Source organism: Brachybacterium sp. AOP29-B2-41 (assembly GCF_052378395.1).
GTDB lineage: Bacteria > Actinomycetota > Actinomycetes > Actinomycetales > Dermabacteraceae > Brachybacterium.
This window is the reverse complement of sequence record NZ_JBQSXR010000001.1, coordinates 432468-458064: the sequence shown is the minus strand read 5'-3', so window position 1 is coordinate 458064 and position 25597 is coordinate 432468. Positions and strand designations below refer to the sequence as shown.

At 70.9% G+C, this 25597-nt stretch carries 23 protein-coding genes; 16 read left to right on the top strand and 7 right to left on the bottom strand.

All coding sequences use genetic code 11. The annotated features are described in order from the left end of the window. Position 1 precedes the first annotated feature (1 nt). From ACT3T9_RS02095 to ACT3T9_RS02085, 3 genes are read left to right on the top strand one after another with little or no spacing between them, the layout of a single operon-like run. Positions 2-322 carry a hypothetical protein gene (locus tag ACT3T9_RS02095; RefSeq protein WP_441445271.1) on the top strand — a complete coding sequence of 107 codons (321 nt, stop codon included), beginning with the start codon at positions 2-4 and terminating at the stop codon, positions 320-322. A gap of 1 nt (position 323) precedes the next feature. Then, a complete protein-coding gene (locus tag ACT3T9_RS02090; RefSeq protein ID WP_444605861.1) occupies positions 324-1988 on the top strand; it encodes an FAD-binding dehydrogenase in 1665 nt (554 codons plus the stop codon). 9 nt (positions 1989-1997) lie between these two features. Further along, positions 1998-2540, top strand: coding sequence for an AAA family ATPase (locus tag ACT3T9_RS02085; protein ID WP_442332657.1), 543 nt, complete (start codon positions 1998-2000; stop codon positions 2538-2540). Between the two features lie 32 nt (positions 2541-2572). On the opposite strand, the gene ACT3T9_RS02080 is transcribed toward ACT3T9_RS02085, so the two are convergent. Next, positions 2573-3439, bottom strand: coding sequence for an NAD(P)-dependent oxidoreductase (locus ACT3T9_RS02080; protein WP_442332658.1), 867 nt, complete (start codon positions 3437-3439; stop codon positions 2573-2575). A gap of 111 nt (positions 3440-3550) precedes the next feature. Between ACT3T9_RS02080 and ACT3T9_RS02075 the strand changes: the two genes are divergently transcribed. After that, positions 3551-4771 carry an endonuclease/exonuclease/phosphatase family protein gene (locus ACT3T9_RS02075; protein ID WP_442332659.1) on the top strand — a complete coding sequence of 407 codons (1221 nt, stop codon included), beginning with the start codon at positions 3551-3553 and terminating at the stop codon, positions 4769-4771. Between the two features lie 39 nt (positions 4772-4810). After that, entirely contained in the window at positions 4811-5659 is an 849-nt protein-coding gene (locus ACT3T9_RS02070) for a sulfurtransferase (protein ID WP_444605860.1), read from the top strand. A gap of 45 nt (positions 5660-5704) precedes the next feature. On the opposite strand, the gene ACT3T9_RS02065 is transcribed toward ACT3T9_RS02070, so the two are convergent. After that, a complete protein-coding gene (locus ACT3T9_RS02065; protein ID WP_444605859.1) occupies positions 5705-7510 on the bottom strand; it encodes an alpha/beta hydrolase in 1806 nt (601 codons plus the stop codon). 104 nt (positions 7511-7614) lie between these two features. Here ACT3T9_RS02065 and ACT3T9_RS02060 point away from each other — a divergent pair, with 104 nt between their 5' ends. Continuing rightward, a complete protein-coding gene (locus ACT3T9_RS02060; RefSeq protein ID WP_444605858.1) occupies positions 7615-8556 on the top strand; it encodes a phosphoglycerate dehydrogenase in 942 nt (313 codons plus the stop codon). A gap of 25 nt (positions 8557-8581) precedes the next feature. Here ACT3T9_RS02060 and ACT3T9_RS02055 read toward each other — a convergent pair whose 3' ends face one another. Both ACT3T9_RS02055 and mtnN read right to left on the bottom strand, forming a co-directional pair. Next, positions 8582-10411 (bottom strand): BCCT family transporter, encoded by a 1830-nt coding sequence (locus tag ACT3T9_RS02055; RefSeq protein ID WP_444605857.1) that lies wholly within the window; start codon positions 10409-10411, stop codon positions 8582-8584. Between the two features lie 197 nt (positions 10412-10608). Next, positions 10609-11385 (bottom strand): 5'-methylthioadenosine/S-adenosylhomocysteine nucleosidase, encoded by a 777-nt coding sequence (gene mtnN, locus ACT3T9_RS02050; RefSeq protein ID WP_444605856.1) that lies wholly within the window; start codon positions 11383-11385, stop codon positions 10609-10611. Between the two features lie 107 nt (positions 11386-11492). Between mtnN and ACT3T9_RS02045 the strand changes: the two genes are divergently transcribed. Further along, a complete protein-coding gene (locus ACT3T9_RS02045) occupies positions 11493-12401 on the top strand; it encodes an alpha/beta hydrolase fold domain-containing protein (RefSeq protein WP_442332446.1) in 909 nt (302 codons plus the stop codon). Between the two features lie 21 nt (positions 12402-12422). On the opposite strand, the gene ACT3T9_RS02040 is transcribed toward ACT3T9_RS02045, so the two are convergent. Together ACT3T9_RS02040 and argS are read right to left on the bottom strand one after the other, a co-directional pair. Beyond that, the gene (locus tag ACT3T9_RS02040; protein ID WP_441445283.1) at positions 12423-13130 is read right to left on the bottom strand and encodes a lysoplasmalogenase family protein; all 708 of its coding nucleotides are present in this window, start codon (positions 13128-13130) and stop codon (positions 12423-12425) included. A 175-nt stretch (positions 13131-13305) separates the two neighbouring features. Beyond that, positions 13306-15087 (bottom strand): arginine--tRNA ligase, encoded by a 1782-nt coding sequence (gene argS / locus ACT3T9_RS02035; protein WP_444502492.1) that lies wholly within the window; start codon positions 15085-15087, stop codon positions 13306-13308. A gap of 140 nt (positions 15088-15227) precedes the next feature. On the opposite strand from argS, the gene ACT3T9_RS02030 reads away from it, so the two are divergent. The 8 genes from ACT3T9_RS02030 (at position 15228) to ACT3T9_RS01995 (ending at position 23343) form a co-directional block, all read left to right on the top strand. Further along, positions 15228-15647, top strand: coding sequence for a YccF domain-containing protein (locus ACT3T9_RS02030; RefSeq protein WP_441445286.1), 420 nt, complete (start codon positions 15228-15230; stop codon positions 15645-15647). A gap of 9 nt (positions 15648-15656) precedes the next feature. Continuing rightward, positions 15657-16145: a flavin reductase family protein gene (locus ACT3T9_RS02025; RefSeq protein ID WP_441445287.1), complete on the top strand. Its 489-nt coding sequence runs from the start codon at positions 15657-15659 to the stop codon at positions 16143-16145. Positions 16146-16228: 83 nt separating this feature from the next. Continuing rightward, positions 16229-17200, top strand: a complete 972-nt coding sequence (locus ACT3T9_RS02020) for an alpha/beta hydrolase (protein ID WP_441445288.1) — start codon at positions 16229-16231, stop codon at positions 17198-17200. Next, positions 17197-18684: an alcohol acetyltransferase gene (locus ACT3T9_RS02015; RefSeq protein ID WP_441445289.1), complete on the top strand. Its 1488-nt coding sequence runs from the start codon at positions 17197-17199 to the stop codon at positions 18682-18684. Before ACT3T9_RS02020 ends, ACT3T9_RS02015 begins: the two co-directional genes overlap by 4 nt. Continuing rightward, positions 18681-19346: a DUF6320 domain-containing protein gene (locus ACT3T9_RS02010; RefSeq protein ID WP_441445290.1), complete on the top strand. Its 666-nt coding sequence runs from the start codon at positions 18681-18683 to the stop codon at positions 19344-19346. Before ACT3T9_RS02015 ends, ACT3T9_RS02010 begins: the two co-directional genes overlap by 4 nt. 198 nt (positions 19347-19544) lie before the next feature. After that, positions 19545-21407: a DUF7937 domain-containing protein gene (locus ACT3T9_RS02005; protein ID WP_441445291.1), complete on the top strand. Its 1863-nt coding sequence runs from the start codon at positions 19545-19547 to the stop codon at positions 21405-21407. Positions 21408-21485: 78 nt separating this feature from the next. Continuing rightward, positions 21486-22784: a uracil-xanthine permease family protein gene (locus tag ACT3T9_RS02000; RefSeq protein WP_442332444.1), complete on the top strand. Its 1299-nt coding sequence runs from the start codon at positions 21486-21488 to the stop codon at positions 22782-22784. 4 nt (positions 22785-22788) lie between these two features. After that, positions 22789-23343 (top strand): AAA family ATPase, encoded by a 555-nt coding sequence (locus tag ACT3T9_RS01995; protein ID WP_441446119.1) that lies wholly within the window; start codon positions 22789-22791, stop codon positions 23341-23343. Here ACT3T9_RS01995 and ACT3T9_RS01990 read toward each other — a convergent pair. Further along, complete coding sequence (locus ACT3T9_RS01990) at positions 23318-24346, bottom strand: ornithine cyclodeaminase (RefSeq protein ID WP_441446118.1); 1029 nt, start codon at positions 24344-24346, stop codon at positions 23318-23320. The two genes, ACT3T9_RS01995 and ACT3T9_RS01990, sit on opposite strands and share 26 nt — an antisense overlap. 250 nt (positions 24347-24596) lie before the next feature. Here ACT3T9_RS01990 and ACT3T9_RS01985 point away from each other — a divergent pair, with 250 nt between their 5' ends. Further along, positions 24597-25487, top strand: coding sequence for an ABC transporter ATP-binding protein (locus ACT3T9_RS01985; RefSeq protein ID WP_444605855.1), 891 nt, complete (start codon positions 24597-24599; stop codon positions 25485-25487). Positions 25488-25597: the final 110 nt, after the last annotated feature.

Sequence of the window (25597 nt, the reverse complement as noted above, 5' to 3'; positions counted from 1 at the left end):
GATGCTCCCGCTGCTCGCTGAGCTGGCCGCCGATCCGACGACCACGATGCTGCTGGCCGACTCCGACTCCGGAGCCATCGGCATCGCATTCCCCTTCCTCGCCGGCCCGGCGGTGTTCGCCGCGGTCTACGGCGGGATCTACCGCTACTACCGCAACACCGACAAGCGCCACCAGTTCGAGAAAGAGACGGAGGTCGCCGTCGGCAATCTCCGTCAGGGCGATCGGAAGGTCGGGACCAACAACCGCCAGAAGAGCAGCTCCATGTCCGGGCGCAACAGCACCGATCACCTCAAGCGCGTGCGCCGCGTCAAGGTGCAGTGACATGAGCGCCGAGGTGATCGTGGTGGGAGCCGGGCTGGCGGGGCTGGTGGCCGCCACCGAGATCGCCGACGGCGGCAGGCGCGTGCTGCTGCTCGAACGCGAGGGGGAGCAGGACCTCGGCGGCCAGGCCTGGTGGAGCTTCGGTGGGCTGTTCCTCGTCGACTCCCCGGAGCAGCGCCGACTGGGGATCCGCGACAGCCTCGACCTGGCCCGCCAGGACTGGCTGGGCTCCGCCGCCTTCGACAGCCCCGCAGACCACTGGCCACGGCGCTGGGCAGAGGCCTACCTGCAGTTCGCGGCCGGGGAGAAGCGGGAGTGGCTGCGCGAGCTCGGCCACCGCAGCTTCCCGGTGGTGGGCTGGGCCGAGCGGGGGGACGGTCGCGCCGAGGGACACGGCAACTCAGTGCCGCGCTTCCACATCACCTGGGGCACCGGCCCGGGGATCCTCGAACCCTTCCTGCACAAGCTCGCCGCACATCGCGAGGCCGGCCGCATCGTGCTGCGCACGCGGCACGCGGTCGAGGATCTGCTGGTCGAGGACGGGCGCGTGACCGGGGTGCGCGGCAGCGTCCTCGCAGCCGAAGCCAGCGCGCGCGGAGTCGGCTCGACCCGAGAGGTCACCGGGGAGTTCGAGGAGCACGCTGCGGCGGTGCTGGTGGCCACCGGCGGCATCGGCGGCAACCAGGAGCTGGTGCGTCAGCTGTGGCCCGCGGAGCTGGGGACCATGCCCGAGCAGTTCGTGCACGGGGTGCCGGCGAGCGTGGACGGCACGGGGATGCTCGCCGCGACCCGGGCCGGCGGTCACTGGATCCACCAGGACCGGATGTGGCACTACACCGAGGGAATCCGCAACTGGGACCCGGTCTGGCGGGGACATGGGATCCGCATCCTGCCCGGCCCCTCCTCGCTCTGGATCGACGCCCGTGGGAGACGGCTGCCGGCGCCCGCCTATCCCGGCTTCGACACCACCTCGACGCTCCGCCACCTGCGCACCACCGGCCATGACCACTCCTGGTTCGTGCTCACCGCGAAGATCATCGAGAAGGAGTTCGCGCTCTCCGGCAGCGAGCAGAACCCGGACCTCACCGGCAGGGACGTCCGGCAGGTGCTCTCCCGCATCAAGCCCGGCGCGCCCGGCCCGGTGCAGGCCTTCCTCGATCACGGCGAGGACTTCCTGCAGGCGGATTCCGTTCCCGACCTGGTCCGCCAGATGAACGCGCTGACAGGTGAGGAGCTGATCGAGGCTGAGGAGCTCGAGCGCGTGATCCGCGCCCGGGACGCAGAGGTGCGGAACCCGTTCTCGAAGGACGCTCAGATCACGGCCCTGCGCGGAACGCGGAAGTACGTGGGTGACCGGCTGATCCGCACTGCCGCCCCGCATCGGCTGCTGGATGCGAAGGCCGGTCCGCTGATCGCGGTGCGCCTGCACGTGCTGCTGCGCAAGACCCTCGGCGGCCTCGAGACCGATCTCGGCGGGCGGGTGCAGCGCGAGGCGGGTACGGCCGCCGGCACCGAGCCGCTGCCCGGTCTGTACGCGGCGGGTGAGGCGAGCGGGTTCGGGGGCGGCGGCGTGCACGGGCACAACGCCCTCGAGGGCACCTTCCTCGGTGGCTGCCTCTTCTCCGGACGCCAGGCGGCCCGCGGAATCCTGGTGGACCTGCGGTGAGCGGGGCTGATGATGAACTGGGCTGATGACCTCGGAGCGTCGCCGCACGCGCTGCTGCTCAGCGGCGCGGTCGGCGTCGGCAAGACCACCACCGCGCACGCGATCGGTGACGAGCTCCGGGCGCGGGACATCCCCGGTGCGGTGATCGATCTGGACCAGCTGCGTCTGGCCTGGCCGGCCCCCGCAGGCGACAGGTTCCACTCCGCCCTCGAACACCGGAACCTCACCGCCGTCGCGGCGAACTATCGCGCGGCCGGCGCCCGGGTGCTGGTCGCGGCTGGGGTGCTCGAGGAGCGCACAGTGCGGCAGGAGTACCAGGCGGCGCTCGGCAGCCCGCTCACCGTGGTGCGGTTGAGCGCCCCGCGGGATCTGGTGCGCGCCCGTCTGCGCCGTCGGCACGAGCACGACCCAACAGGACTCGCCTGGCACCTGGACCGTTTCGACGAGCTCACTGCGATCCTCGACGCCGCGGCGGTCGAGGACGTCCAGGTCGAGGTCGGAGCTGACCCGCAGGCCACCGCGCGCGCCGTGCTCGCCGCCGTCGGTATCTGACCCCGAAGCGGCGAGCGGAGGGAGTCAGCCTCTCAGCGGGTCGTCGGCTCGGCTCCCGGCAGCAGCATCGTCGAGAAGTCATGCTCGCCGTGACCCGCCTCGATCTCAGCATCCAACGAGGCCAGCGCGCCATGCAGGGCGGGCAGGTCAGCACCCGGACGCGCCGTGCCCTCAACGCTGTCGATCATCAGCCGGGCATCCTTCGCGATCGCATTCGCCGTGAAGTCTCCGCCCTCGGTCGTGCGCTCGCCGCGGACGAAGGGGCCCTTCATCGTGGCGATGAAGGCGAGACCGGTCCCGCCGAGCATCTCGAGGGTCTCCTCGGCGGAGGCGCCGGTCGCCTCGCCGAGGGCGAGCGCCTCGCGCAGGCCCTGCGCGCTGATCGCAAGGGCCAGGTTCGCAAGCAGCTTCCCGACGGCGGCCTTCCGGCCGGAATCCACCCCGATCAGCCGCGTCGGATCGGCCCAGGGGGCCACCAGCTCCATCACCCGGGCCCGCAGGGCGGCGTCAGGGGTGCCGACGTAGACGCCGAGCGCGCTGTGGCGGGCGGGGCCCAGCGAGCCGACCACCGGCACACCCACATAGGTGGGGACTGCGGCGGCGAACTCGTCCGCATCGGCGGGGGAGACGGTCGTGGTGTCCACCCAGGGGATGCCCCCGGGGATCAGCGCGGGCGCGATGACCGTCTCGCGCACCGCGTCGGGTCCGAACAGGGAGGTGATGACCAGTTCGGCACCGTCGACGGCCGCAGCGGCGGTGGCGGCGACCGCGGCACCCGCGTCGGCCAGCCGCGCGGTGCGCTCCGCGGTGCGGTTCCAGACTGTCAGCTCATGGTCCTTGACCAGGTGAAGGGCGAGCTCGGTGCCCATGCGGCCGGTTCCCAGGAATGCGATTCTCATGCTCCCCAGTCTGTCATCTGGCGCGCATCTGGCGCGGCTCACGGGAGGGGGTGCAGGCGGGCCGTCCACAGCGAACTGTCGTGCGCTCTCCGGAGAGTGCACAATGGGGGTATGACTCCTCGCGTAACCCGTCGTCGAGCACTCGTCGCGGCTGCTGCCGCCGGTTTCGGTCTGCCCGCCGTGGCGGAGGCCGCCCCGGCACCTGCTCGTCACAGCGGCCGCTTCCAGAACCTGCGAGTCGCGACCTTCAACGCCTCGCTCAATCGGGGCCGGGCCGGGCAGCTGCTCGAGGACCTCGCCACCGGTGAGGACCCGCAGATCCGCGCGGTCGCCGAGGTCATCCAGATCAACAACCCCGACGTGCTGCTGCTGAACGAGTTCGACCACGACGAGGCCGGTGCCGGCCTGGACCTCTTCCGCGAGAAGTACCTCGAGGTGCCGCAGAACGGCAAGAGCGCGGTCTTCTACCCCTACGTCTTCACCGCCCCGGTGAACACCGGGGTGCCCAGCGGGATGGATCTGAACCGTGATGGGACCGTGGGCGGGCCGGATGATGCCTGGGGCTTCGGGGAGTTCCCCGGCCAGTACGGGATGGCGATCCTCTCCCGCTTCCCCATCCTCACGGATCAGGTGCGCACCTTCCAGAACCTGCTCTGGGCGGACATGCCCAGCAACCTGCTGCCCACCGAGTTCTACGGCCCGGAGATCGCGGCCCGGCTGCGCCTGAGCTCGAAGTCGCACTGGGATGTGCCGGTGCAGGTCGGTCCGAGCACCCTGCATGTGCTGGCCGCGCATCCCACCCCGCCGAGCTTCGACGGGCCCGAGAAGCGCAACCAGCGCCGCAACAGCGACGAGATCCGCCTGTGGGCCGACTACCTCAGTCCCGGCCGACGCTCGAGCTGGATCGTCGATGATGCCGGCATTCGCGGAGGGCTCGCACCCCAGGAGCAGTTCGTGATCCTGGGCGACTACAACTCCGATCCGCTCGACGGCGACTCATGGCCCGGTGCTATCGATCGGCTGCTCTCCCATGCGCGGGTGCAGGACACCAAGCCCCGCAGCTCGGGCGCGGTGGAGGCTGCGACCACGCAGGGGGCGGCGAACCGCGAACATCTCGGGGACCCCCAGTTCGACACCGCCGACTTCGGCGACGATCCCGCCCCGGGCAACCTCCGGGTGGACTATGTGCTCCCCTCTCGGCCGCTCCAGGTGGTCTCCTCCGCGGTGTTCTGGCCGTCGCAGGGACACCCCGGCAGCGAGCTGACCGGCGTGTACCCGTTCCCGACCTCCGATCATCGCCTGGTGCGGGTGGACCTCCAGCTCAAGTCCTGAGCCCTGCGTGAACGCACTGTGGGGTCGTAGGCTTCTGACATGACCTCCGCACTGCCTCCGATCATCGACATCGCCCACCTGCAGACGCTGCTCACGGGAGCCGCTGCGGGTGACAGCCAGGTCCAGCTGCTCGACGTGCGCTGGGCGCTGGATGGTTCCAAGGGCCATCACACCTATCTCGAGGGTCATCTGCCGGGTGCGGTCTACCTCGACCTCGACACCGAGCTGGCCGCTCCCGCCCGGCGCGAGGCGGGGCGTCACCCCCTTCCTGCGGCGGCTGACTTCGCGGCGTCGCTGCGCAGGGCCGGCATCACGGAAGGCTCCACCGTGGTCGCCTACGACGACAGCAACGGGGCCCCGGCCGGTCGCCTGGTGTGGATGCTGCGAGCACTGGGGCACGACGCCGCGGTGCTCAGCGGCGGTCTGGATGCCTGGGACGGGCCGCTGGAGACGACGGACGTGCGTCCCGCCGCCGGTGACGTGCCGGTGCGTGACTGGCCCGCGCACCGCATCGCCACCGCGGACGAGGTCGCCGCCGGGGCGGCCCTGGTGATCGATGCCCGCGCCGCCGAGCGCTACCGCGGGGACGTCGAGCCGATCGACCCCCGCGCCGGGCACATCCCCGGCGCCGTGAACCTGCCCTTCGCCGAGAACCTGGATCCGGAGGGCCGCTTCCTGCCCCCGCAGCAGCTGCGTCGCCGCTTCGAGGCCGCCGGGGTGCGCGAGGACCGCGAGACCATCGTGTACTGCGGCTCGGGCGTCACCGCGACCCATGACGTGCTGGCTCTGGAACGTGCAGGCTTCACCCGGGTGCGCCTGTTCCCGGGATCGTGGTCGCAGTGGAGCGCGGAGGCATCCCGTCCCGTGGCCGTCGGACCCATGCCCTGAGCGGGCGCGGTCTCCTGCACGCAGGAGCACCGCTCACGGCTGCTCTCATGGCTGTGGGGTGATCTCGCGGATCGCGTCGACGATCGCGCGGAGCCAGCGCCGCTGCGCCATCTGCTGCGCCTCGGTTCCGGCCCCGGCGCCGTCCTGGCCCAGCACCGCGGCCCAGATCGGCACCATCTCCTCGTGATAGGAGTGACCGTGACCTCCTCTGACCTTGATCGACAGCGGCATATCCGCCGCGATCTGCCAGAAGGTGATCCAGGGGAACCAGCGCATCGCGGGGGTGACATCGTGACCCACCCGTTCCCGCAGCCAGGCCGGTTCCCGCCAGAGCAGTGAGAGATCCATCCAGACCACCGGGTCGGAGGGGTGCTGGGCGTAGACCACCCGCGGATGCTCCCACGGCGCGTAGAGGCCGCCCCAGTAGTTGCGCACCAGGTCCCGCGGCCGGGTGACCACACGGATGTTGCGCCCGCTGTCGATGATCGGGGCGACGGCGGGGGAGCCGGGACGGGAGTGCGCGGTGAGCTGCTGCCAGAGCGGCGTGATGCTCGGGGTCCCGGTCCAGACCGCGCCGTCGATCGTGGAGAGCATCTCCGGGACGTCCCGGAAGGCGGCCTGACCGCCATAGGAGCCCAGGGATTCCCCGGCCACATAGAGCGCGGGCCGGCGATCCGCCGGGAGCTCGGCCAGCCGGCGCCGGACCGCGTCGAGCAGCAGGCGCCCGGCCCGCTGGGGGGAACGACGGTCCACCAGATACGTCAGCGGGCTGGGGTAGAAGGAGTACTGGATCGAGGCGGTGGCGCAGTTCCCGGCCGTGAGGAACTCGATCGCCGAGAGCGACCATTCCTGCAGCCAGCCGGTGCCGGTGCCGGTGAACAGCACCAGCACCTCGCGGTCCCAGGCCCCGGTGCGGTCCAGCTCAGCGATCAAGGCGGCGGTGGTGTCCTCGAGCGAACGGGAGGCGGACTTCGCTGCGTAGACGCGGATCGGCTCGAGCGCCTCCCGGCCGACGGTCCGGGTGATCAGGCGGCGGTCCGCGCCGCCGGAGACGATCTTCCGGCCGGGCGCACCGAGCGACTGCCAGGTCTCGAGCGACTGGGGACCACCCGAGCGAAGCGGCGAGGTGGGGCGGGGGACATCCGGGGAGATCAGCAGGTTCGCGGCCTCGGCCCGCTCCAGCATGTTCTCCAGCACACGGCCGCGGAGCAGCCGGTCGGTGACCACCGCGACGGTCGCCGCGGTGAGCAGCAGGGAGAGCACGCGCACGGTCCGGGGTGGGAGGTAGGGACGCAGCATCGCGCGGTACAGGTGCGCGGTCGCGATCACCGAGCGGGCCAGCACCAGGGCGCCGAGAGAGGCGCCGAGGCCCGCCGCGCTGCCCACCACGTGGGTCGCGAGGCTCTTCGGCTCCTGCTGCACCCGATGGCTGATCTCCCGCTGACGCCGCACCCCTCGCACCCAGGAGTAGGACGAGATGCCCACCAGCGCGGCCGCTCCGGCCCAGCGAGCCCGGACGCGATGATCGGGAGCGATCTGCACCTGCAGACCGATCTCGCTGGCGATCCGACGCACCAGCTTCCTCGCCAGCACGCCGCTCGCGTAGCCGTAGACCTCGGACAGCCCGATGTTCACGCCCCACATCCACCAGGTGCGCGGCAGCAGGCTCGGGGAGGTGGAGATCCAGGCGGCGACCGACGCGCCGAGGAAGCCACCGGTGTCCAGCGGAGCCGCGACCGCGACCCGGCGGGCCCGCTGCCCCGTCCCGCGGATCGCCGAGCGCAGCATCGCGCGCGCACCGCCCGCCAGTCTGGTCATGCTGAACAGGGATCGTGCGGGGCCGGAGCGCATGCCCGCAGGCTATCTGACCAGCCCCCAGCACGGCATCCGGAAATCGTCGGTCCGGAGAGCGGCGGTGCGGCGCCGGGAGCAGCGCGGATCCGTAGTCTGGGGCCATGAAGATCCTGCTGCCCGACACCATCCCGCTGGACCCCACGCTGCCCGAGGGCTGGGAGGCGGTGACGATCGACGCCCGGGCCGAGATCCCGGCCGCACATCATGACGCGGACGCGCTGGTGGTCTGGGGAGCCTCCCGCCGCCATCTCGCCTCCGCGGCCGAGCAGCTGCCGGAGCTGAAGCTCGTGCAGTCGCTCTCGGCCGGGGTCGACGGGATCCTCGCCGCCGGCTTCCACGAGGATGTGGTGATCGCCGCCGGAGCTGGGCTGCACTCCCTCACGGTCAGCGAGCACGCCCTCGCGCTGCTGCTGAGCCTGGTGCGCCGCCTCCCGGAGAGCCGTGAGGCGCAGCAGCGCCACGAATGGTCCTCGGAGCTCGGCGGCCTGCAGCCTCTGCACCCCGAGGGCCGACTCACCACCCTGATCGGTGCCCGGGTGCTGATCTGGGGCTTCGGACAGATCGGGCAGACCCTCGCCCCCACCCTGCAGGCGCTCGGCGCCGAGGTGCGGGGAGCCGCCCGCAGCGCCGGCAACCGGGCAGGCTTCGAGGTGATCGCCGAGAAGACGGTGCACGCCGCGCTGCCCGAGGTGGACGTGCTGATCAACATCCTGCCCGCGACGGAGCAGACCTCCGTGATCGTGGGCCGCGAGGTGCTGGCCGCGCTCCCGGACCATGCGCTGCTGATCAACGTGGGCCGCGGCGCCACCGTGGACCAGGTCGCACTGCGCGAGGCGCTCGAGGCGGGCACCCTGGGCGGCGCCGCAGTGGACGTCACCGATCCGGAGCCGCTGCCGGCCGAGGACCCGCTGTGGGATGCCCCGCGCCTGCTGATCACCCCCCATGCAGCCGGCGGCCGTCCGGTCGGGGCCGACGCGCGGATCAGCGAGAACCTGCGCGCCCTGGTCCAGGGCGCGGAGATCCTGCACGTGGCGGCCCGCTGAACGGGATCGCCACGTGCAGCAGCGCTCAGGAACCGCGGGTGAAGGGGTTCTTCCGGCTGCGGCGACCGGGGGCGGCACCGCTCCCGGGGGCCTTGCTCGAACCATCCATCGGCGGGAGCTGCATCTCCCCGGTGAAGGTCTGCAGGTGCTCGGCGACCTGGACGTCGACCCGTGCGTCGACGCGATCGCCGATCTCCTCGGAGTAGCGCTCGATGAACTCTCGCTGACGAATCCGCAGCTCGAGCCGCTCGATGACCTCGACCTCCTTGCTCAGGGACCGCCAGAGCGAGATGCACATGCCGATCATCACGATCGAGAACGGACGTGCTGACAGCAGCGCGAGGGACTGCAGCGCCGTCATCCCCGAGGCTTCGGCATCACCGGACAGCGAGCTGACCCAGATCAGGGAGGCCGCGATGACACCGGAGGCGGAGGCCCAGAAGATCCGGGTGATCCGCGGGGGGTTCGGGTCACCCTTGTGGGCGATCATGTCCATCACGAAGGCACCGGAGTCGGCGCTGGTGATGAAGAAGATCGAGACCAGGATGATGGCGATGCCCGAGAGCAGCGCGCCGGCCGGCAGCTGGGCGAAGGTGTCGAACAGCGCGGTGTTCGCGTCGATCGACCCGTCCTCCCCGGTGAAGTCGATGCCCTCGATGACGGACTTGTACAGCGCGGTGCCGCCCATGATGGTGAACCAGAGGAACGTCAGCGCAGTCGGGACCAGCAGCACGCCGGTGACGAACTGGCGCACGGTGCGGCCCTTGGAGATGCGGGCGATGAACACGCCGACGAAGGGCGACCAGGAGATCCACCAGCCCCAGTAGAACGTGGTCCAGCCGTTGATCCAACTGGCGCCCTCCTCACCGCGGAACGGCAGGGTCTGGAAGGCGAGCTGGAGGAAGTTCTGCAGGTAGTAGCCGATGTTCGAGACCACGTCGCGCAGCAGGAACAGGGTCGGGCCGAGGATCAGCACAGCGATCAGGAGGATCGCCGCCAGGCCCATGTTCAGGTTGGACAGCAGCTTGATGCCCTTGTCGACGCCGCTGGCGGCCGAGAGGGTCGCCAGCGCCGTCACCACGAGCACGATGATGACCTGGACCGTGGTGGAGTTCGGGAGCACTCCGAGGTGGTCGAGCCCGGCAGCGATCTGGTTCACGCCGAAGCCGAGCGAGGTGGCGATGCCGAAGAGGGTGCCCACGAGGGCGATGATGTCGATGACGTCGCCGATCCAGGTATCGGTGCGCTTGCCGAGAATCGGTTCGAGCGCCCACCGGATGGAGACCGGGCGGCCCCGCCGGTGCACCGCGTAGGCGACGGCGAGGCCGACGATGACGTAGATGCCCCAGGCGTGCAGGCCCCAGTGCAGGAAGGTCTGGCCGAGCGCGCGCTCGGCCCGGTCCGGATCCGCCAGACCCGCGGCGTTCGGCGGTGCCCCGGCCTCGCTGTAGAAGGTCAGCGGTTCCGCCGCCCCCCAGAAGACCAAGCCGATGCCCATGCCGGCGGCGAAGAGCATCGCGAACCAGGAGAAGAGGCTGTACTCGGGCTCGTCGTCGTCCTTGCCGAGCTTGATATTGCCCATCCGGCTGGCCGCGACCACGATGCCGAAGCCCACGAAGGCCGTGACGATCAGGACGTAGTACCAGCCGATCGAGCTCACGACCGTCGAGTTCAGGGTCGAGATCGCTGAGTTGAAGACGTCCGGCAGCAGCAGCGCGAAGGCCACGGCGAGCAGGATGATGCCTCCGGCGGTGAAGAAGACCGGCTTCGAGAGGGAGTACCCGCCCACAGGGCGCGGCACGTCATCGGAGGGGGAGGAGGGCGGGGGAGAGTTCGGTGTCGTCGGAGTGGACACGGTGCCTCTTTCCGGAAGGGGACGGGGACAGGCCCGACCGCCGCACCGCACACCACGAGGGTGATCCAGGTCACGAAATCGACGAACCGGGCCTCTGAACCTTAACGCGGACATCGAGGGCGGGGCCCTGCAGGAGCCCTTCAGACGGCCTGCGGGTGCGCCGTCACACAGCACACCGGCCGGGGCGCGGGCCGGCGTCAGCCCTGCGACAGCAGCGCCGCGAGCTCCTCCACCGCGCGCGCAGAGATCTCCGCGACCAGGTCCAGCTCGAGATGGAACTGCTGACCGGCGGCCGGCCCGCACAGGTCCGAGACTGCGCGCAGCGCGATGAAGGGAACCCGGAGCACCGCGGCGGTGCGGGCGCTCGCCGTGGTCTCCATATCGGTGCTCACCGCTGCCGGGAACCGCGCACGCATCGGCTCGGCGATCTCGGAGGTGACGAAGGCGTCGCCGGAGAGCATCAGGCCGCGCCGCACCCCGCGGCGCTCGCCCTGGGCCGCCTGCGCGTCGGCCCGACGAGCCGCCTGCTCGGCCAGATCAGCCCAGGCCGCCTCGGCCTCGAAGCGCTCGGGACCGCCGGGGACCTGCCCCGGGGCGTAGCCGAAGGCCGTGGCATCCGCGATCGAGTAGGTGAAGGTCTCGCCCACCACCAGCGTGCCCACCTCGACGTCGGCCGCGAGACCGCCGCAGGAGCCGGCGGCGACGACCAGGGCCGGGGCAGTGCTGAGGATGCCCCAGGTGGCGGCCGCTGCGGCGGCGGCGATCCCGATCCCGGTGGTGACCACCACGGTGTCGATGCCCTGCAGGGCACCGCGCACAGCGGCGACGCCCCCGGTGAAGGGGACCTCGAGTTCGGAGGCATCATCGAGCCGGGCGACCACCGGCGACGCCTCCTCGGGCATCGCGACGAGGATCAGCAGGGGGCCGGGGAGCGGGTGGGAAGGCGCCGACGGAGACAGGGGCGATCGAGGCATGGGGGAAGGCTACCGGGGCGCGGCGGCGGCCAGGTCCCAGCTCGGTTCGTTAGTCTGGACGCATTCGCCAGCGAGGCGGCCTTCGAGGTCGCGGACAGGAGGCACTGATGGGACGCATTCGAGACGTCGTGGTGACAGGGGCACGTGCCGCGCGACGGATCCCGATTCCCGCGGTTCTGTCCCACCAGGCGCTGAGCGAGGCCCGCCGCGCCAACCCGCCCGGCCACGTGCTGAAGTCCCACGCGATCGAGCCCGAGATGATCGGCCGCACCCGCACCGTCTGGCTCGACGAGCACCGCGCCGACAACGGCATCATCATCTACCTCCACGGCGGTGCTTACGTCTCCGGCCCGTTCGCGAGCGACTGGGCCTGGCTCTCCCGTCAGGCCGAGGCCAGAGGCTGCGCCGGGCTGATGATCGACTATCGCAACGCCCCCGACCATCAGCACCCGGTGGGTCGGGATGACGTGGAATCGGTGCTCGCCGCGCTCGCCGCCGACGGCCGCCTCACGGACCGTCCCTGGGTGCTGGCCGGTCAGCACTCCGGCGGCGGCCTGGCCTTCGTCATCGCGCGGCGGCTGGGGGAGCAGAGTGACATCCCCGCCCCCGTCGCGCTGATCGCGATGTCCCCCTGGCTGGACCTCGAGCTGTCCAACGCCGGGATCACCGAGACGGATCAGACCGATCCGGTGCATGAGCGGCGCCTGCTGCGGGACGCGGCGCGCCGCTACGCGGGGCGCACCGCGCTGGACGATGCGGATCTCTCCCCGATCAACGCCCGGCTCGACGAGCTGCCGCCCATCCACCTCAGCGTCGGGATGCGGGACCTGTTCCTCTCCGATGTGCGGGTCGCGAAGCTGCAGCTCGAGGAGAACGGGGCGGACCTGTCCTATCGCGAGGTCAGCGGCCGCCTGGGCCTGCAGCTGATCGCCCGCAAGGGCGAGGACATCGAGCGGCTCCACCGCGAGCAGGCGGAGCTGTTGGAGCGGGTGCTGGCACCCTCGCCGCGGTTCTGACCGGCAGAGCCCAGGCTGGCCTCAGTTCTCGACGATCACGAGGGCTGCGGTCGGCGCGCAGGCGGTCCAGCGGCGGCGCGGCAGCGCCTGGACCATGCCGGCGATCAGGAGGGCGTGGCCCACGGTGTACGTGAGCATCACCAGCTCGGTGCTGTAGGCGATCGAAGCGCCCGGCAGGAACCAGTCCATCGCCAGCAGCGAGCTGGACATCAGGAACAGGGTGCCCCCGGTCCAGGTCAGCCCGTTGCCGCCGGCCGAGAGGAAAGCCATCGTGGCCAGCGCCACCGCATAGGCCGCGACCACCGGCAGCAGGGGACCGGCGCCGTCGGCGCAGGCCACGAACAGCCCGATCACCACCCCTGCATAGGGGATGGCCAGGGCGATGCGCATCGCATCGCGGCTGCGCGCCCAGATCGGGGCCAGCGCCGCCGAGTAGAAGACCAGCGCCCCCAGGAAGCCGAACACCGTGAGGAGCTGGACGGCAGCGGGCAGCAGCTGGCCCAGCGTGTCTCCGGCCCAGGCGCACAGCAGCCCGCCGAGCAACAGGGTCGTGGTGCGGGAGCGCTGCGGCGCGGCGGTGAGCAGCACCGCCATCAACAGCGGTGCGAACAGGGGCTGGGTCAGCCGCTGGGCGACGTCCGCGTCCATCATCACGGCACCGATGTGCACGATCACCGTGAGGGCGTAGAGCGCCCAGAGCAGGTGGTGGACGGAGCGGATCGGCGGCACTGCTCAAGCGTAGGAACCGCTTCCCGTCCGGACCAGGGCATGAGCCGCTCGGATCGGGCACGTTTGGATAACGTCGGGCCACGTTTCGGTCACGACGGCCGACAGCTGTATGAATTGCCGCGGGTTGCCCGCCGGAGGCGTCACTCCGGCGGGGCCCAGAGCTCACATCCGGAGCTCACATCTGCTGAGGCGCGTTCACCCCGAGGGCGTCGAGACCGTCGACCAGCACCTGCTCGGTCAGCTGGGCGAGGGCGAGTCGGCCGGCCCGGATCCCCTCGTCGGACTCCTTGAGGATCGGGGAGGCCTCGTAGAACGAGGTGAATGCCTGCGCGAGCGAGAACAGGTAGGCGCACAGCCGGTGCGGTTCGAACTCGGCGCCGACCGCGGCGAGCGTCGGCCCGAACTCCAGCAGCGCCAGCGCGAGCGCCCGCTCCGCATCGTTCTCGACCTGCGGGGCGGCGGCCGCCGTGATCCCCTGGGCGGCGGCCTTGCGGCTGATCGAGCGGATCCGGGCCACCGCGTACTGCAGGTACGGGGCGGTGTTGCCGGTCAGGGCCAGCATCCGGTCCAGGTCGAAGGTGTAGTCCGAGTCGTGCGCGGTGGAGAGGTCGGCGTACTTCACACCGCCGATGCCGATGTCGTGGGCGATCTGCTCCCGCTCCGCCTCGGGCAGGTCCGGTCGCAGTTCCTCGATGACGGTGCGGGCGGTGGCCACGGCCTCCTCGAGCAGCGCCATCAGCCGCAGGGAGGAGCCGGAGCGGGTGCGCAGGATCTTGCCGTCCTCGCCGAGCACCGAGCCGATCTTCACGTGCTGCGCCTGGACGTCCTCCGGCAGCCAGCCGGCCTCGCGGGCGACGCTGAAGACCATCTGGAAGTGGAGTTCCTGGGCGGTGCCGACCACATAAGCGATGCGGTCGGCGCCGAGCGTCGTGGTCCGGTGGCGGATCGCGGCGAGATCGGTGGTGGCGTAGCCGTAGCCGCCGTCGGACTTGCGGATGATCAGCGGCAGCGGCTGCTCGTCCCGGCCCAGGAAGCCCTCGGGGAAGACGCACAGCGCGCCGTCGGAGATCCGCGCGATCCCGGCGGCCTCGAGATCCGTGCAGACCGCCTCGAGCAGGTCGTTGTAGCTGGACTCGCCGGCCAGGTGCTCGTCGGTGAGGGTGACGCCGAGCATGTCGTAGATGCGGTGGAAGTACTGCTTGGACAGCTCCACGAGGTTGGTCCAGATCCGCAGCGACTCGGCGTCGCCGGACTGCAGCGTGGACACGCGCTGGCGAGCGCGGGAGGCGAAATCGCCGCCCTCGGGTCCGGGGGTCCCCGCGCCCGCCTCCTGGGCCGCTTCTGCGGCGTCGAACTTGCCGCGCGCTGCCTGGTAGAAGGCGTTGGGATCGGTCTTGAGCAGATCGGCCTCGGCGCTGTCCTCGCCCACCTCGAGGAGGTGCTCGATGAGCATGCCGAAGGGGGTGCCCCAGTCGCCGATGTGGTTCTGGCGGATCGCGGTGTGGCCGAGCTTCTCGAGCGTGCGCACGATCGAGTCGCCCACCACGGTGGTGCGCAGGTGCCCGACGTGCATCTCCTTGGCGACGTTCGGCGCTGAGTAGTCGACCACCACGGTGTCGGGGGAGGCGGGGGAGGGGACGCCGAGGCGCGCATCGGCGGCGAGCTCGGCGGCCTGCGCGGCGATCCAGTCGGTGCGCAGGCGGATGTTCAGGAAGCCGGGCCCGGCGATCTCGGGGGTCTCGGCGATGTCGTCCAGGTCGACCGCGGCGAGGATCTCGGCGGCGATGTCGCGGGGCTTCTTCCCCAGGCGCTTCGCGAGTCCCATCGCGGCGTTGCACTGGAAGTCCGCGAACTGGGAGGGGCGGATGATCGGATCCGCGTCGGCGAACTCGGGCCCGAAGGCGGCGGTGAAGGCGGACTGGAAACGCTGGGTCAGCGCGATCTCGGGAGCTGGCATGGCTCCAGGGTAATCGGCGCGGCGAGCTGATCCTGCGCGGCGGAGCGTGATGCTGGACGGACCTCCCGGCCGCTGCCCGCAGGCTCGCCGAGGGGGACATCCCCATGGCCACCGCCGCAGCAGATCCCTAGGCTGGTGCCATGCGCTCCGTACTGACTCTGATCCTCAACCTCATCTGGCTGCTGACCGCTGGCTGGGCTCTGTTCCTGGGCTACCTGGTCGCCGGCGTCCTCGCCTGCATCTTCATCGTCACGATCCCCTTCGGGATCGCCTCCTTCCGGATCGCCGGCTTCGTGCTCTGGCCGTTCGGCCGTGAGGTCGTGGACACTGGCGGCGGCGGAGCGATGAGCACCCTGGGCAACGTGATCTGGTTCGTGATCGCGGGCTGGTGGCTGGCCCTCGGGCACGTGGGCACCGCGCTCGCACAGGCCGTCACCATCATCGGCATACCGCTGGCCTGGGCGAATCTCAAGCTGATCCCGGTGACCTGCTTCCCCTTCGGCAAGGAGGTCATGGACTCGAGCTCGGCCCGGGCCCGGATGTTCCCGACGGCCCGCTGAGCCGCGCCGATGAATTCCGTGGACCAGGACGAGTACCGCCGCCTCAGCGACCTGCTCGCGGTGGGGCTGGCCGTGGTCAGCACCCGGCAGGGCTCCCATGATCTCGCCGTGACCGTCGACTCCTATCTCGACCTCTCCTATGACCCGCCCACCATGCTGATCGCGCTGTACGGCATGTCGCGGGCGGCGGAGGCGGTCGAGGAGGCCGGGCACTTCTGCCTGAACCTGCTCGCCGAGGATCAGCACGATCTCGCGGACCGCTTCGGCACCCCGGCCGCCCCGCTGCAGGGGATGTTCAACGGTCTCGAGGTCACCCGCACCGGTGACGGGGACGCGATCCTGCCCGGCGTGCTCGCCCACTTCGCGATCCGCATCGAGCAGGCGGTCGACGCCGCCACCCACCGCCTCCTGATCGGCCCGGTGATCGAGATGGGCGAGGGCCGGATCGAGGCCGGTCCCGCAGTGCGCTTCGCCGCCGACAGGGCAGATCTGTGCTGAGCGACGAGGTCGAGCGGACCGGCCCTCAGCGCTGACTATCCTGGAGGCATGGACCTGTTCCCCGCCGTCACGGGCTCCCGCCCGTGAACCCGCTGCTGAGGCTCGCGCTGCGCCTCGTCTCCCTCGCCCGCTTCGATGTGCGGGAGGACTACGAGCGGGTGCGGCATCTGCAGCGACAGCTGGCCGCGCTGCCTGCCGCGCGCTACCGCACCCCCACCTGGGACACCTTCTCCGACAGCGGGACCGGCAGGCGCGTGCCGGTGCGCGTGTTCACCCCGCGCGTGCAGCGGCGTGACGAGCTGCTGCTGTTCTTCCATGGCGGCGGCTGGGTCACCGGAGATATCGAGAGCTACACCCCTGCCTGCGCCACCATGGCCGACCTCACCGGCTGCCGGGTGGCGTCGGTCGACTACCGGCTGGCGCCCGAGCATCCGTTCCCGGCCGCGCTCGAGGACTGCTACGGCACCGCGCGCCGGCTGCTCGAGGATCCCCGCCGGGCCGGGCTCGAGGACGCGGACCAGATCGTGCTGATGGGCGACTCCGCCGGGGGGAACCTCGCCGCGGCGGTCTCCCTGCTGCTGCGTGAGCGCGGCCACCGCCCGCCCTCGCGTCAGATCCTGCTGTACCCCGTCACGCACTGGGATCACGATCCGGAGACCTCGCCGTTCCCCTCCGTGCGCCATCACGGCGAGGACTACCGGCTGACCAACACCGAGATCCAGGACTACTTCGAGATGTACGCCCCCGATCCCGAGCAGAGGAAGAATCGCCTGGTCTCCCCGCTGATGGCCACCGACCTCTCCGGGCAGCCGGACACCCTCATGATCACCGCCGAGCTGGACCTGCTGTGCGATGAAGGCGAGGCCTACGCCCGGGCGCTCGAGGCGGCCGGCAACCGGGTGCGCCTCCACCGGGTTCAGCGGGCGCTGCACGGCTTCATCACCCTCCCGCGATTCGCCCGCCCGCTGCGGGAGGCCTACGAGGTGATCGACGAATTCCTGGAGGCAGGCGTGCCCAGCACCGCCCAGGACCCCCCAGTGCAGGTGAGCCCATGAACCGGCCCGTGCGCCGCCGGCACTGGGTCCGCCTGGACAATGCCTCGAACATCTTCCCGGCGGCCCGCAGCGACGCGGATCCCAAGGTGTTCCGGATGAGCGCCGAGCTGGACCACGAGGTCGACCCGGCCCTGCTGCAGGAGGCGCTCGACGAGACCTTCGAGCGCTTCCCGCTCTATCACGCGGTGCTGCGCCGAGGGGTGTTCTGGTACTACCTCCAGGACAGCGACCTGCAGCCGGTGGTGGAGGAGGAGGTGCTTCCCAGCTGCGCCGCGATCTACCAGCCGGACCGGCGCACGCTGCTGTTCCGGGTGCTCCATCACCGCCGGCGCATCATCCTGGAGATCTTCCATGCGCTCTCCGATGGCACCGGGGCACTGTGGTTCCTCACCGACCTGCTGGCCGGATACACCCGACGACGCTTCCCCGAGGAGGCCCCGCCCCTCTCGGTGGCGGCGGCCGAGGCGCGTCCGGGGGCTGCGGAGCGCCCGGATCCTCCGCTCGGGGCAGTGGGCACCCGGACCGGCGCGCTGGCCGCCGAGGAGGTGCATGAGCTGACCACCGACTCCTTCGCCCACTACTTCCGGCGCCGTCGCCGCACCGTCGATGCTGACGAGGACGCCCACCAGGAGGAGTTCAGCCGAGAAGCCGCACCTGCGGTGCTCACGGTCCCGGAGGCTGATGAGCCGCCGACGGAGGAGACGCCCGTCGAGCCCGCCGCTGCCCGTCCCGCCCGGCGCCGGATCCACCGGGTGCGCGGCACCCGCACCCCGGATCACCGCACCCGCATCATCGAGCTGACGATGCCGGCGCGGCCCGTGCTGGGCCTCGCGAAGGCCGAGGGGGTGGCGCTGACGATGTACCTCACCGCACTGTTCTTCGAGGCGATCCGCCGCGCCGACGAGGGAGCGCACGGGGCGCCGACGATGGCGGCATCGGTGCCGGTGAACCTGCGCCAGTTCTTCCCCTCGACCTCCGCCCGGAACTTCTTCGCGACCATCCGGGTCGAGCACACCTACGGCCACGGCGACGACGCGCCCGGGGCGGTGGCCCGCGGACTCCAGGAGAGCTTCTCCGCGGAGGCCACCCCCGAGGCGCTCGAGCAGAAGCTGCAGCGGCTGATCCGCGTGGAGCGCCTGCCGCTGGCCCGGATCGTGCCCAGGCCGGTCAAGGACCGGCTGCTGAGCATGATCAACCATGCGAACAACCGCCGGCTGACGGTCGCGGTCTCGAACCTGGGCCGGGTCACGCTGCCCGAGCCTGCCGCGTCTCATGTGGGACGGATGCTGTTCCACGTCTCCGCCGTGCGCCCGCAGTTCTGCGCCATCTCGCACGCCGGGCTGCTCACCCTCAGCTTCACCGCTCCCTTCGTGCAGACCGATCACGTGCGGGAGTACGCCGCACTGCTCACCGAGGCGGGAGTCGAGGTCACGGTCTCCGCAGCCCGCGTCTCCGAGGACGAGCTGCTGGAGTTCGGGACATGAGGCGCTGCCCCGACTGCACGGTCCAGGTCGAGGGCGACTGGATCCGCTGCCCGCTGTGCGGGACCACCCTGGTGGGCGCGCCCGTCCCCGGCCCCTACCCGGCGGTGCCGCTGCGCTTCTCCCGACGCCGGGTGCTGAGGGTCCTGGCCCTCACCTCGCTCGGCGTGATCGTGCTGTCCTTCATCGCCCAGCTGCTGTTCGGGCCCGACGATGACGGCATCGGCGCGCTGCGCAGTGTATGGCTCGGCATCGCCACGACCTGGCTGGTGGTCGTGATGGCGGTGAGCAAGCGCCGCAACCTCGCCAAGTTCATCGTCTACCTGGTGGTGGCGGCGGGCGGGGTATGCGTCTACTGGGACTACCTCTCCGGCTGGGACGGCTGGTCCCTGACCTTCGTGGTGCCGATCGTCTGCGCCGCCTCGATCGTCGGGCTGCTGATCACGGCCCGCGTGATCCGGATGGAGGTGGGCGACTACGTCGTCTACAGCGGGCTGACGGTGCTGCTCGGGCTCACCCCGATCGTGTTCCTCGCCCTGGGCTGGGTGGACCCGGTGATCCCCTCCGCGATCTGCGGCGGTCTCAGCCTGGTCGCGGTGGTGCTGCTGCTGACGGTGCGCGGCGGGGCCGTGCGCCACGAGCTCGCCACACGCCTGCACCTGTGAACAGCCGTCCGGGAGCCCGCCGCACACGCGCGGGCGCCGAGCGCTGCTGTGAGACGACCTGAGACGCACTGCGCACCCGCCCCACGGCGCGCCGACGGGGGGAGCACCCCTCCCGTCCCTAGGATGCAAGACGCACACCCGCGCATGGAGCGCAGTCACGGACGGCCCCAGGGCGTCGCACGGCAGGAGAGAAGGTCGATGGACAGGGAGCCACGGGACAGTCAGCACCGGGACCAGGACGCCGACTGGATCTTCGCGGTCGACGACCCGCACAGCCTGCCCACCGATCGGCTGCCGGATCGTGCTGCCTTCGATCGCTACGCCACCCCGCTGCTCGCCCGTCGGGGAGTCTCGCCCTCGCTGCCGGTCGGCGAGAACGAGACGGTCGACCTCAGCAGCCTGGATCTCGCGGCGGAACCGGCTGCGGTGACCGGAGCGATCCCGGTGCTGGATCCCGCCGACGGCGCCGACGACACCGACGATGCAGCCGGCACTGACAGCATCGACGGCCCCGCCGACCGCTACCCGGCCGACCGCGACCCGGCGGCCGATGCCGGCACCCCTGCAGCAGCCGCTGCAGCGGATGCAGCGGAGTCGGAGCGAGAGCATTCGGAGCGAGAGCTGGTCTCCCCGCTGTCGCGCCCGGGCACCGTCTCCTATGCGCGCTCGGGCACCACCCCGAACGCCGAGGATGACGAGATTCCGCTGAACGGATTCGTGCTGCCGAACCGCTTCAAGGAGCTGGGCGTGTTCGACGCCCTGCGCGATGTGTTCGCCCTGGTGTGCCTGGCCACCGCGCTGACCACCACCTTCACCCTCGCTGAGAGCCCGCTGCTGGATCTGCTCGGGAAGATCGCGATCGGCACCGGGCTCGCGACGCTGCTGATCGTGCACCTGCTGCGCTGGGTCCCCGAGAAGCCGCCGCTGGTCGCCGTGCGCATCCTGCGCCTGGTCGGCCTGCTGCCGGCACTGCTCGTCTCCATCACCGTGATCGGCGCGGACCTGGTGCTCTCCCTGCCCAAGCTCTTCGCGTCCCTTCCCGACGGGCCACCGGTGGGCATCGGCATCGGGGTCTCTCTGCTCCTGCTCGGTGCGATCCTGGGCATCGAGCCGCGCGTCCACGAGGGCTACCTGCCCCAGGCGCGAGCCCGGCGCACGGCCCGGATCGCGCTCCAGGGCGTGGCCGTGGCCACGGCGCTCTCCCTGCTGATCGCGACCGTGATGATCGTGGGCCGCGTGTTCACCACCGGCTGGGCGTTCTCGCTGATGACCTTCGCCAACGCTCTGGTCTCCGCCCTGCTGCTGGGGATCGTGCTGGCCTCCGCGCTGCGCCGGGAGCGATCCTGGTACGTCTCCTCGACCGCGGTGGTGGCCGCGCTGGTGATCGCTGCGCTCGCCGACAACAGCCTCGGGCTGCAGTTCGCGGCGCCGCTGAGCTTCGCCTCCGGCTTCGTCTACCTGCCGTTCCTGGTCGCCGCCTTCGGGCTGATGATCTCCCGGTCCTTCGTGCGGACCATGCCGGTCTCGTTCCGCCGCACCGACTGGCTGGTCTACACGGTGCGGGCCTTCGAGCTCAGCGCGATCATGCACACCGCGGCGGTGATCTGGCACCTGCTGGCCGCGATCGTCGCGACCACGGGGAAGGCGCCCGGAAGCTCGTCGCTGCACCTGATCGATGCGGTGGTCTGCGGCTGCTTCGTGGTGGTCTCGCTGTTCGGGCGCACCTCGCTCCTCTCACGTCCGGCCGTGAGCGCCCGGGCCAGCGGCGTGGTCGCCGCGCTGGTGCTGACGGTCGTCGGCTTCCTCGACGTGATCGTCAACTCCCTGGCGATGGCCGCCGGGGCAGGGCTCGCCACCGGCGGAGTCGCACTGTTCATCGGACTCGCCGCAGCGCTGATGCTCACGGTGCCCGCCCCGGTGCGTGACGAGTTCGGCGCCCCGGACGTCACCCGGATGTTCGCCGACTTCCGGGCCCGTGATGGCGGGCGCGTCTCCCTGCTGGACCGGGTCCCGGATGTCACCGAGGAGACGGCCCGCCGGAAGAACTTCCCCAGCGCCTGACCGCGCTGCAGCGCGCTCCTCCCCGCGAGCCGCCTGCCTCCGCCCCACCCCTTCACCCTCCTCACCCCCTGGAGAATCATGTTCCGCTGGAGCCTGCACGGAGATGGCCGCACCATCGCCCCCGACGCGATCGTCCTGCCCGAGGAGCGGCTGGCCTGGCCGCTGACCATCGGCATCGGCGCCCAGCACGTCATCGCCATGTTCGGCGCCACCTTCCTGGTGCCGCTGCTGACGGGCTTCCCGCCGTCGACGACCCTGCTGTTCTCCGGCATCGGCACCCTGCTGTTCCTGATCATCACCCACAACAAGGTGCCCAGCTATCTCGGCTCCTCCTTCGCCTTCATCGCCCCCATCACCGCCTCCACTCAGGCAGATTCGATGGGCGCGGCGCTCGGCGGGGTGATGGTCACCGGCATCCTGCTGGCACTGCTGGGACTGCTGGTCCAGAAGATCGGCACCCGCTGGATCGGGGCGCTCATGCCGCCGGTGGTGATGGGCTCGATCGTCGCCCTGATCGGCTTCAACCTCGCTCCGACGGCGTACCTGAACTTCAAGGAGTCGGCGGTCACCGCCACCATCACCCTGTTCGCGGTGGTGCTGTGCACCGCCCTGTTCAAGGGCCTGCTGGGGAGGGTCTCGGTGCTGCTGGGCGTGCTGGTCGGCTACGCCGTGGCGGTGCTGCGCGGCGAGGTCGACTTCTCTCCCGTCGCCGACGCCGCCTGGCTCGGCCTGCCCGAGTTCCATCACCCCGAGTTCAACCTCGGCCTGCTGCCGATGTTCCTGCCCGTCGTGGTGGTGCTGCTGGCGGAGAACGTGGGCCACGTGACCAGCGTGGGCCTGATGACCCATCGGAACCTCGACCACATGGTGGGCCGCACCCTCAGCTCCGACGGTTTGGCCACGGCGCTCTCGGCCGGCTTCGGCGGCTCGCCGACCACCACCTACGGCGAGAACATCGGCGTCATGAGCGCCACCCGCGTCTACTCCACCGCCGCCTACTGGGTGGCCGGCATCGTCGCGATCCTGCTCTCGCTCTCCCCGAAGGTCGGCGCCATGATCTTCACCATCCCGCCGGGCGTCCTCGGCGGCGTGACCTTCGTGCTCTACGGCCTGATCGGCATCGTCGGCGTGCGCATGTGGGTGGACGGCAAGGTCGACTTCTCCCGCCCGAAGAACCAGTTCACCGCCGGTGTCGCCCTGGTGGTGGGCATCGCGAACGTGACCTGGACCTTCGGAGGCATCCAGCTCACCGGCATCGCGCTCGGCACCGCGGCAGCACTGGTCATCTACCACCTGATGAACGTGCTCGGGCAGATCACCGGCACCGAGCCGGAGACCACACCCGCCGAAATGGTCGAGCCCTCCCACGGAGCGTGACCCGGTGCCTTCCGTGCTCGTGATTCTGCGCGGGAACTCCGCGTCCGGCAAGTCGACGATCGCCCGCCGCGTGCAGCGCTCGCTCCCGCGAGGGCGGGTCGCCGTGATCGGGCAGGATCAGGTGCGCCGGGAGATGCTTCGCGAGCACGACGCCCCAGACCCCGAGGCCGCCGACCTGCTTGCGGTCATCGTGCGGCACTGCCTTGGACTTGGGCGGATCACGATCCTTGAAGGCATCCTCCCGGCCGAGTACTACGGCGCGATGTTCGAGCGCCTGCTGGCCGAGCACGAGGGTCCGAACCTCGTGTACTACCTCGACGTGAGCCTCGAGGAGACCCTGCGCCGCCACGCCGGCAAGCCTCTGGCGGTGTCCGTCGGCCCCGTCGAGGTCGCCTCCTGGTATCGGTCGCGGGATCTGCTCGGAGCGACGGAGGAGCAGGCTCTCGGGGAGGAGCTCGATGAGGACGGCCTGGTGGCGCGGCTCCTCGCGGACCTCGAGCGGGCGGACGCCGAGCAGGTCTCCGGCCGGCCGCTCAGCCCGCCGGCGTCTGCGCGGTGAGCAGCGAGAACAGATCCTTCGGATCATCCGGATCGGCGATCACATCGATCCACTCCAACAGATCGGTCCCGTCGGTCGCCTGCTGCGCGTAGCGCAGCGCTGAGAAGTCAGCGAGGGCGAAGCCGACGGAGTCGAACACCGTGATCTCCTCATCGTCGGTGCGGCCGGCGACCTCCCCGGTGATCACCTGCCATAGCTCGGCGACCTCGAACTCGGGTGGCAGCTGCTGGATCTCGCCCTCGATGCGGGTCTGCGGCTCGTACTCCACCACCACCCGCGCAGCCTCCAGCAGCGCGGGATCGAGCTCGGTCTTGCCGGGGCAGTCGCCGCCGATCGCATTGACGTGCGTGCCGGGCCGCACCTGGTCGCGGTGCAGCACGGCGGCGCGGGCCTTGTCCGCGGTGCAGGTGGTGATCACGTCGGCGCCCTGGACCGCTTCGTCCACCGATTCGCACAGGTGCACCTCGAAGCCGAGCGGTTCGAGATTGCGGCGCACCTTTTCCACCGCGGCCTCGTCCAGGTCCACCACCCGCAGCTGATCGATCCCGAGCACCGCGCGGAAGGCGAGGGCCTGGAACTCTGCCTGGGAGCCTGCTCCGATCAGGGCATGGGTTCGGGCCCCGGGGCGCGCGAGCTCTCTGGCCGCGAGCGCCGAGGTCGCGGCGGTGCGCAGCGCGGTCAGCAGCGTCATCTCCGCGAAGAAGATCGGGTAGCCGTTGTCCACATCGGCCAGCATCCCGAAGGCGGTGACGGTCTGCAGCCCGCGGGCAGGATTCAACGGGTGGCCGTTGACGTACTTGAACGAGTACAGCTCCCCGTCGGTGATCGGCATCAGCTCGATCACGCCGAACGGGGTGTGGCTGGCCAGGCGGGGGATCTTCTCGAAGGAGTCCCACCGGCGCAGGTCCTCCTCGAGGATTCGGGTCAAGCCGGTCAGGACGTTCTCGGGGCCGTCGCGCTGGATCCAGCGGCTCATGCCGGGCACATCGAGCAGGTGGGGCATCGTTCTCATCTCCCGTCGTGGGGCGCGTCATCGCGCAAGGTCGAGGAGTGCTCTGGCCCCCAGGGTAGGCCGGGAACGACGGACGTGACGGGAGTTCCGGCTCGAGAGCCGCCGGGCGGCGTTGCAGCCGCTGAGCCGCCGGGCATCCTTACGGCCGCCGTGCCCCTGCTGATCAGCCGCCGTGCCCTCCCGTCGTCCACGATATGTGCAAGTGTGGACGAGCCGAAATGGCTAAGGGTAGGCTTACCTTGTGTCAATCGCCCCTCCCGAGCCCAGCCGCGCTGCCAGCTCCGTTCCCTCCTCTGTTCCCGGCCCCGCTCAGCACCCGGCTCTCCTCGGTGACCAGCTCACTCTGAGCTACGGCGGCAGTCCCGTCGTCCATGAAGTCTCGCTCGCGCTGCGGTCGGGAGCCGTTACGGCGCTGCTCGGCCCCAACGGCAGCGGGAAGTCCACGGTGCTGCGTGCGATGGCCCGCCTCCATCCGCTGCGCTCCGGCGGGATCCGTCTGACCGACGGGGAGGGCGAGCGCAGTGTCGATCTGCTCGGTGCCAAGGAGTTCGCTCGGGCGCTGACGCTGTTCACCCAGACCCGCACCGCCCCACAGGGGCTCTCGGTCCGCGATGTCGTCGCCTTCGGTCGCCATCCCCACCGGCGCCGCTTCGCCGGACTCGATGCCGCCGACCGCGCCGCGATCGATCATGCGATGCGCCTGACCGGCATCACCGATTTCGCTCCGCGCGCCGTCGGCGAGCTCTCGGGAGGCGAGATGCAGCGGGTCTGGCTCGCCTCCTGCCTCGCCCAGGACACGGGGATCGTGCTGCTGGACGAACCCACCAATCATCTCGACCTGCGCTATCAGATCGAGACGCTCGACCTGGTGCGGGAGCTCGCCGAGGGTCACGGGGTCGCCATCGGCATCGTGCTGCTCGACCTCGGCCACGCCGCGCGCATCGCCGATCAGGTGGTGCTCCTGCGCGAGGGGCGCGTGCACGCCGCCGGGCGGGCCGCCGAGGTCCTCACCTCAGCACACCTCAGCCACGTCTACGACATCCCCATCGACGTCACCGCGGACCCCCTCGACGGCCGTCTGCGGATCGACGCGCGCAGCCGCCGCAGCCTCCCCGCCGCCGCTCCAGCCTGAGGCTGAAGCGCCTCCGCCGGAGGGCACGAACTGAGGATTCTCCGTCTCCGGGGACCCTGTCTCCGGGGACCCTCATCTCCCGCTGCCCGCCTCTCACACCTTCCATTCCC

Bases quoted from the DNA above. Each gene is read 5' to 3' on its own strand.
- ACT3T9_RS02095 (WP_441445271.1), top strand. From the start codon at position 2: ATGCTCCCGCTGCTCGCTGAGCTGGCCGCCGATCCGACGACCACGATG.
- ACT3T9_RS02090 (WP_444605861.1), top strand. From the start codon at position 324: ATGAGCGCCGAGGTGATCGTGGTGGGAGCCGGGCTGGCGGGGCTGGTG.
- ACT3T9_RS02085 (WP_442332657.1), top strand. From the start codon at position 1,998: ATGATGAACTGGGCTGATGACCTCGGAGCGTCGCCGCACGCGCTGCTG.
- ACT3T9_RS02080 (WP_442332658.1), bottom strand. From the start codon at position 3,439: ATGAGAATCGCATTCCTGGGAACCGGCCGCATGGGCACCGAGCTCGCC.
- ACT3T9_RS02075 (WP_442332659.1), top strand. From the start codon at position 3,551: ATGACTCCTCGCGTAACCCGTCGTCGAGCACTCGTCGCGGCTGCTGCC.
- ACT3T9_RS02070 (WP_444605860.1), top strand. From the start codon at position 4,811: ATGACCTCCGCACTGCCTCCGATCATCGACATCGCCCACCTGCAGACG.
- ACT3T9_RS02065 (WP_444605859.1), bottom strand. From the start codon at position 7,510: ATGCGCTCCGGCCCCGCACGATCCCTGTTCAGCATGACCAGACTGGCG.
- ACT3T9_RS02060 (WP_444605858.1), top strand. From the start codon at position 7,615: ATGAAGATCCTGCTGCCCGACACCATCCCGCTGGACCCCACGCTGCCC.
- mtnN (WP_444605856.1), bottom strand. From the start codon at position 11,385: ATGCCTCGATCGCCCCTGTCTCCGTCGGCGCCTTCCCACCCGCTCCCC.
- ACT3T9_RS02045 (WP_442332446.1), top strand. From the start codon at position 11,493: ATGGGACGCATTCGAGACGTCGTGGTGACAGGGGCACGTGCCGCGCGA.
- argS (WP_444502492.1), bottom strand. From the start codon at position 15,087: ATGCCAGCTCCCGAGATCGCGCTGACCCAGCGTTTCCAGTCCGCCTTC.
- ACT3T9_RS02030 (WP_441445286.1), top strand. From the start codon at position 15,228: ATGCGCTCCGTACTGACTCTGATCCTCAACCTCATCTGGCTGCTGACC.
- ACT3T9_RS02025 (WP_441445287.1), top strand. From the start codon at position 15,657: ATGAATTCCGTGGACCAGGACGAGTACCGCCGCCTCAGCGACCTGCTC.
- ACT3T9_RS02015 (WP_441445289.1), top strand. From the start codon at position 17,197: ATGAACCGGCCCGTGCGCCGCCGGCACTGGGTCCGCCTGGACAATGCC.
- ACT3T9_RS02010 (WP_441445290.1), top strand. From the start codon at position 18,681: ATGAGGCGCTGCCCCGACTGCACGGTCCAGGTCGAGGGCGACTGGATC.
- ACT3T9_RS02005 (WP_441445291.1), top strand. From the start codon at position 19,545: ATGGACAGGGAGCCACGGGACAGTCAGCACCGGGACCAGGACGCCGAC.
- ACT3T9_RS02000 (WP_442332444.1), top strand. From the start codon at position 21,486: ATGTTCCGCTGGAGCCTGCACGGAGATGGCCGCACCATCGCCCCCGAC.
- ACT3T9_RS01990 (WP_441446118.1), bottom strand. From the start codon at position 24,346: ATGCCCCACCTGCTCGATGTGCCCGGCATGAGCCGCTGGATCCAGCGC.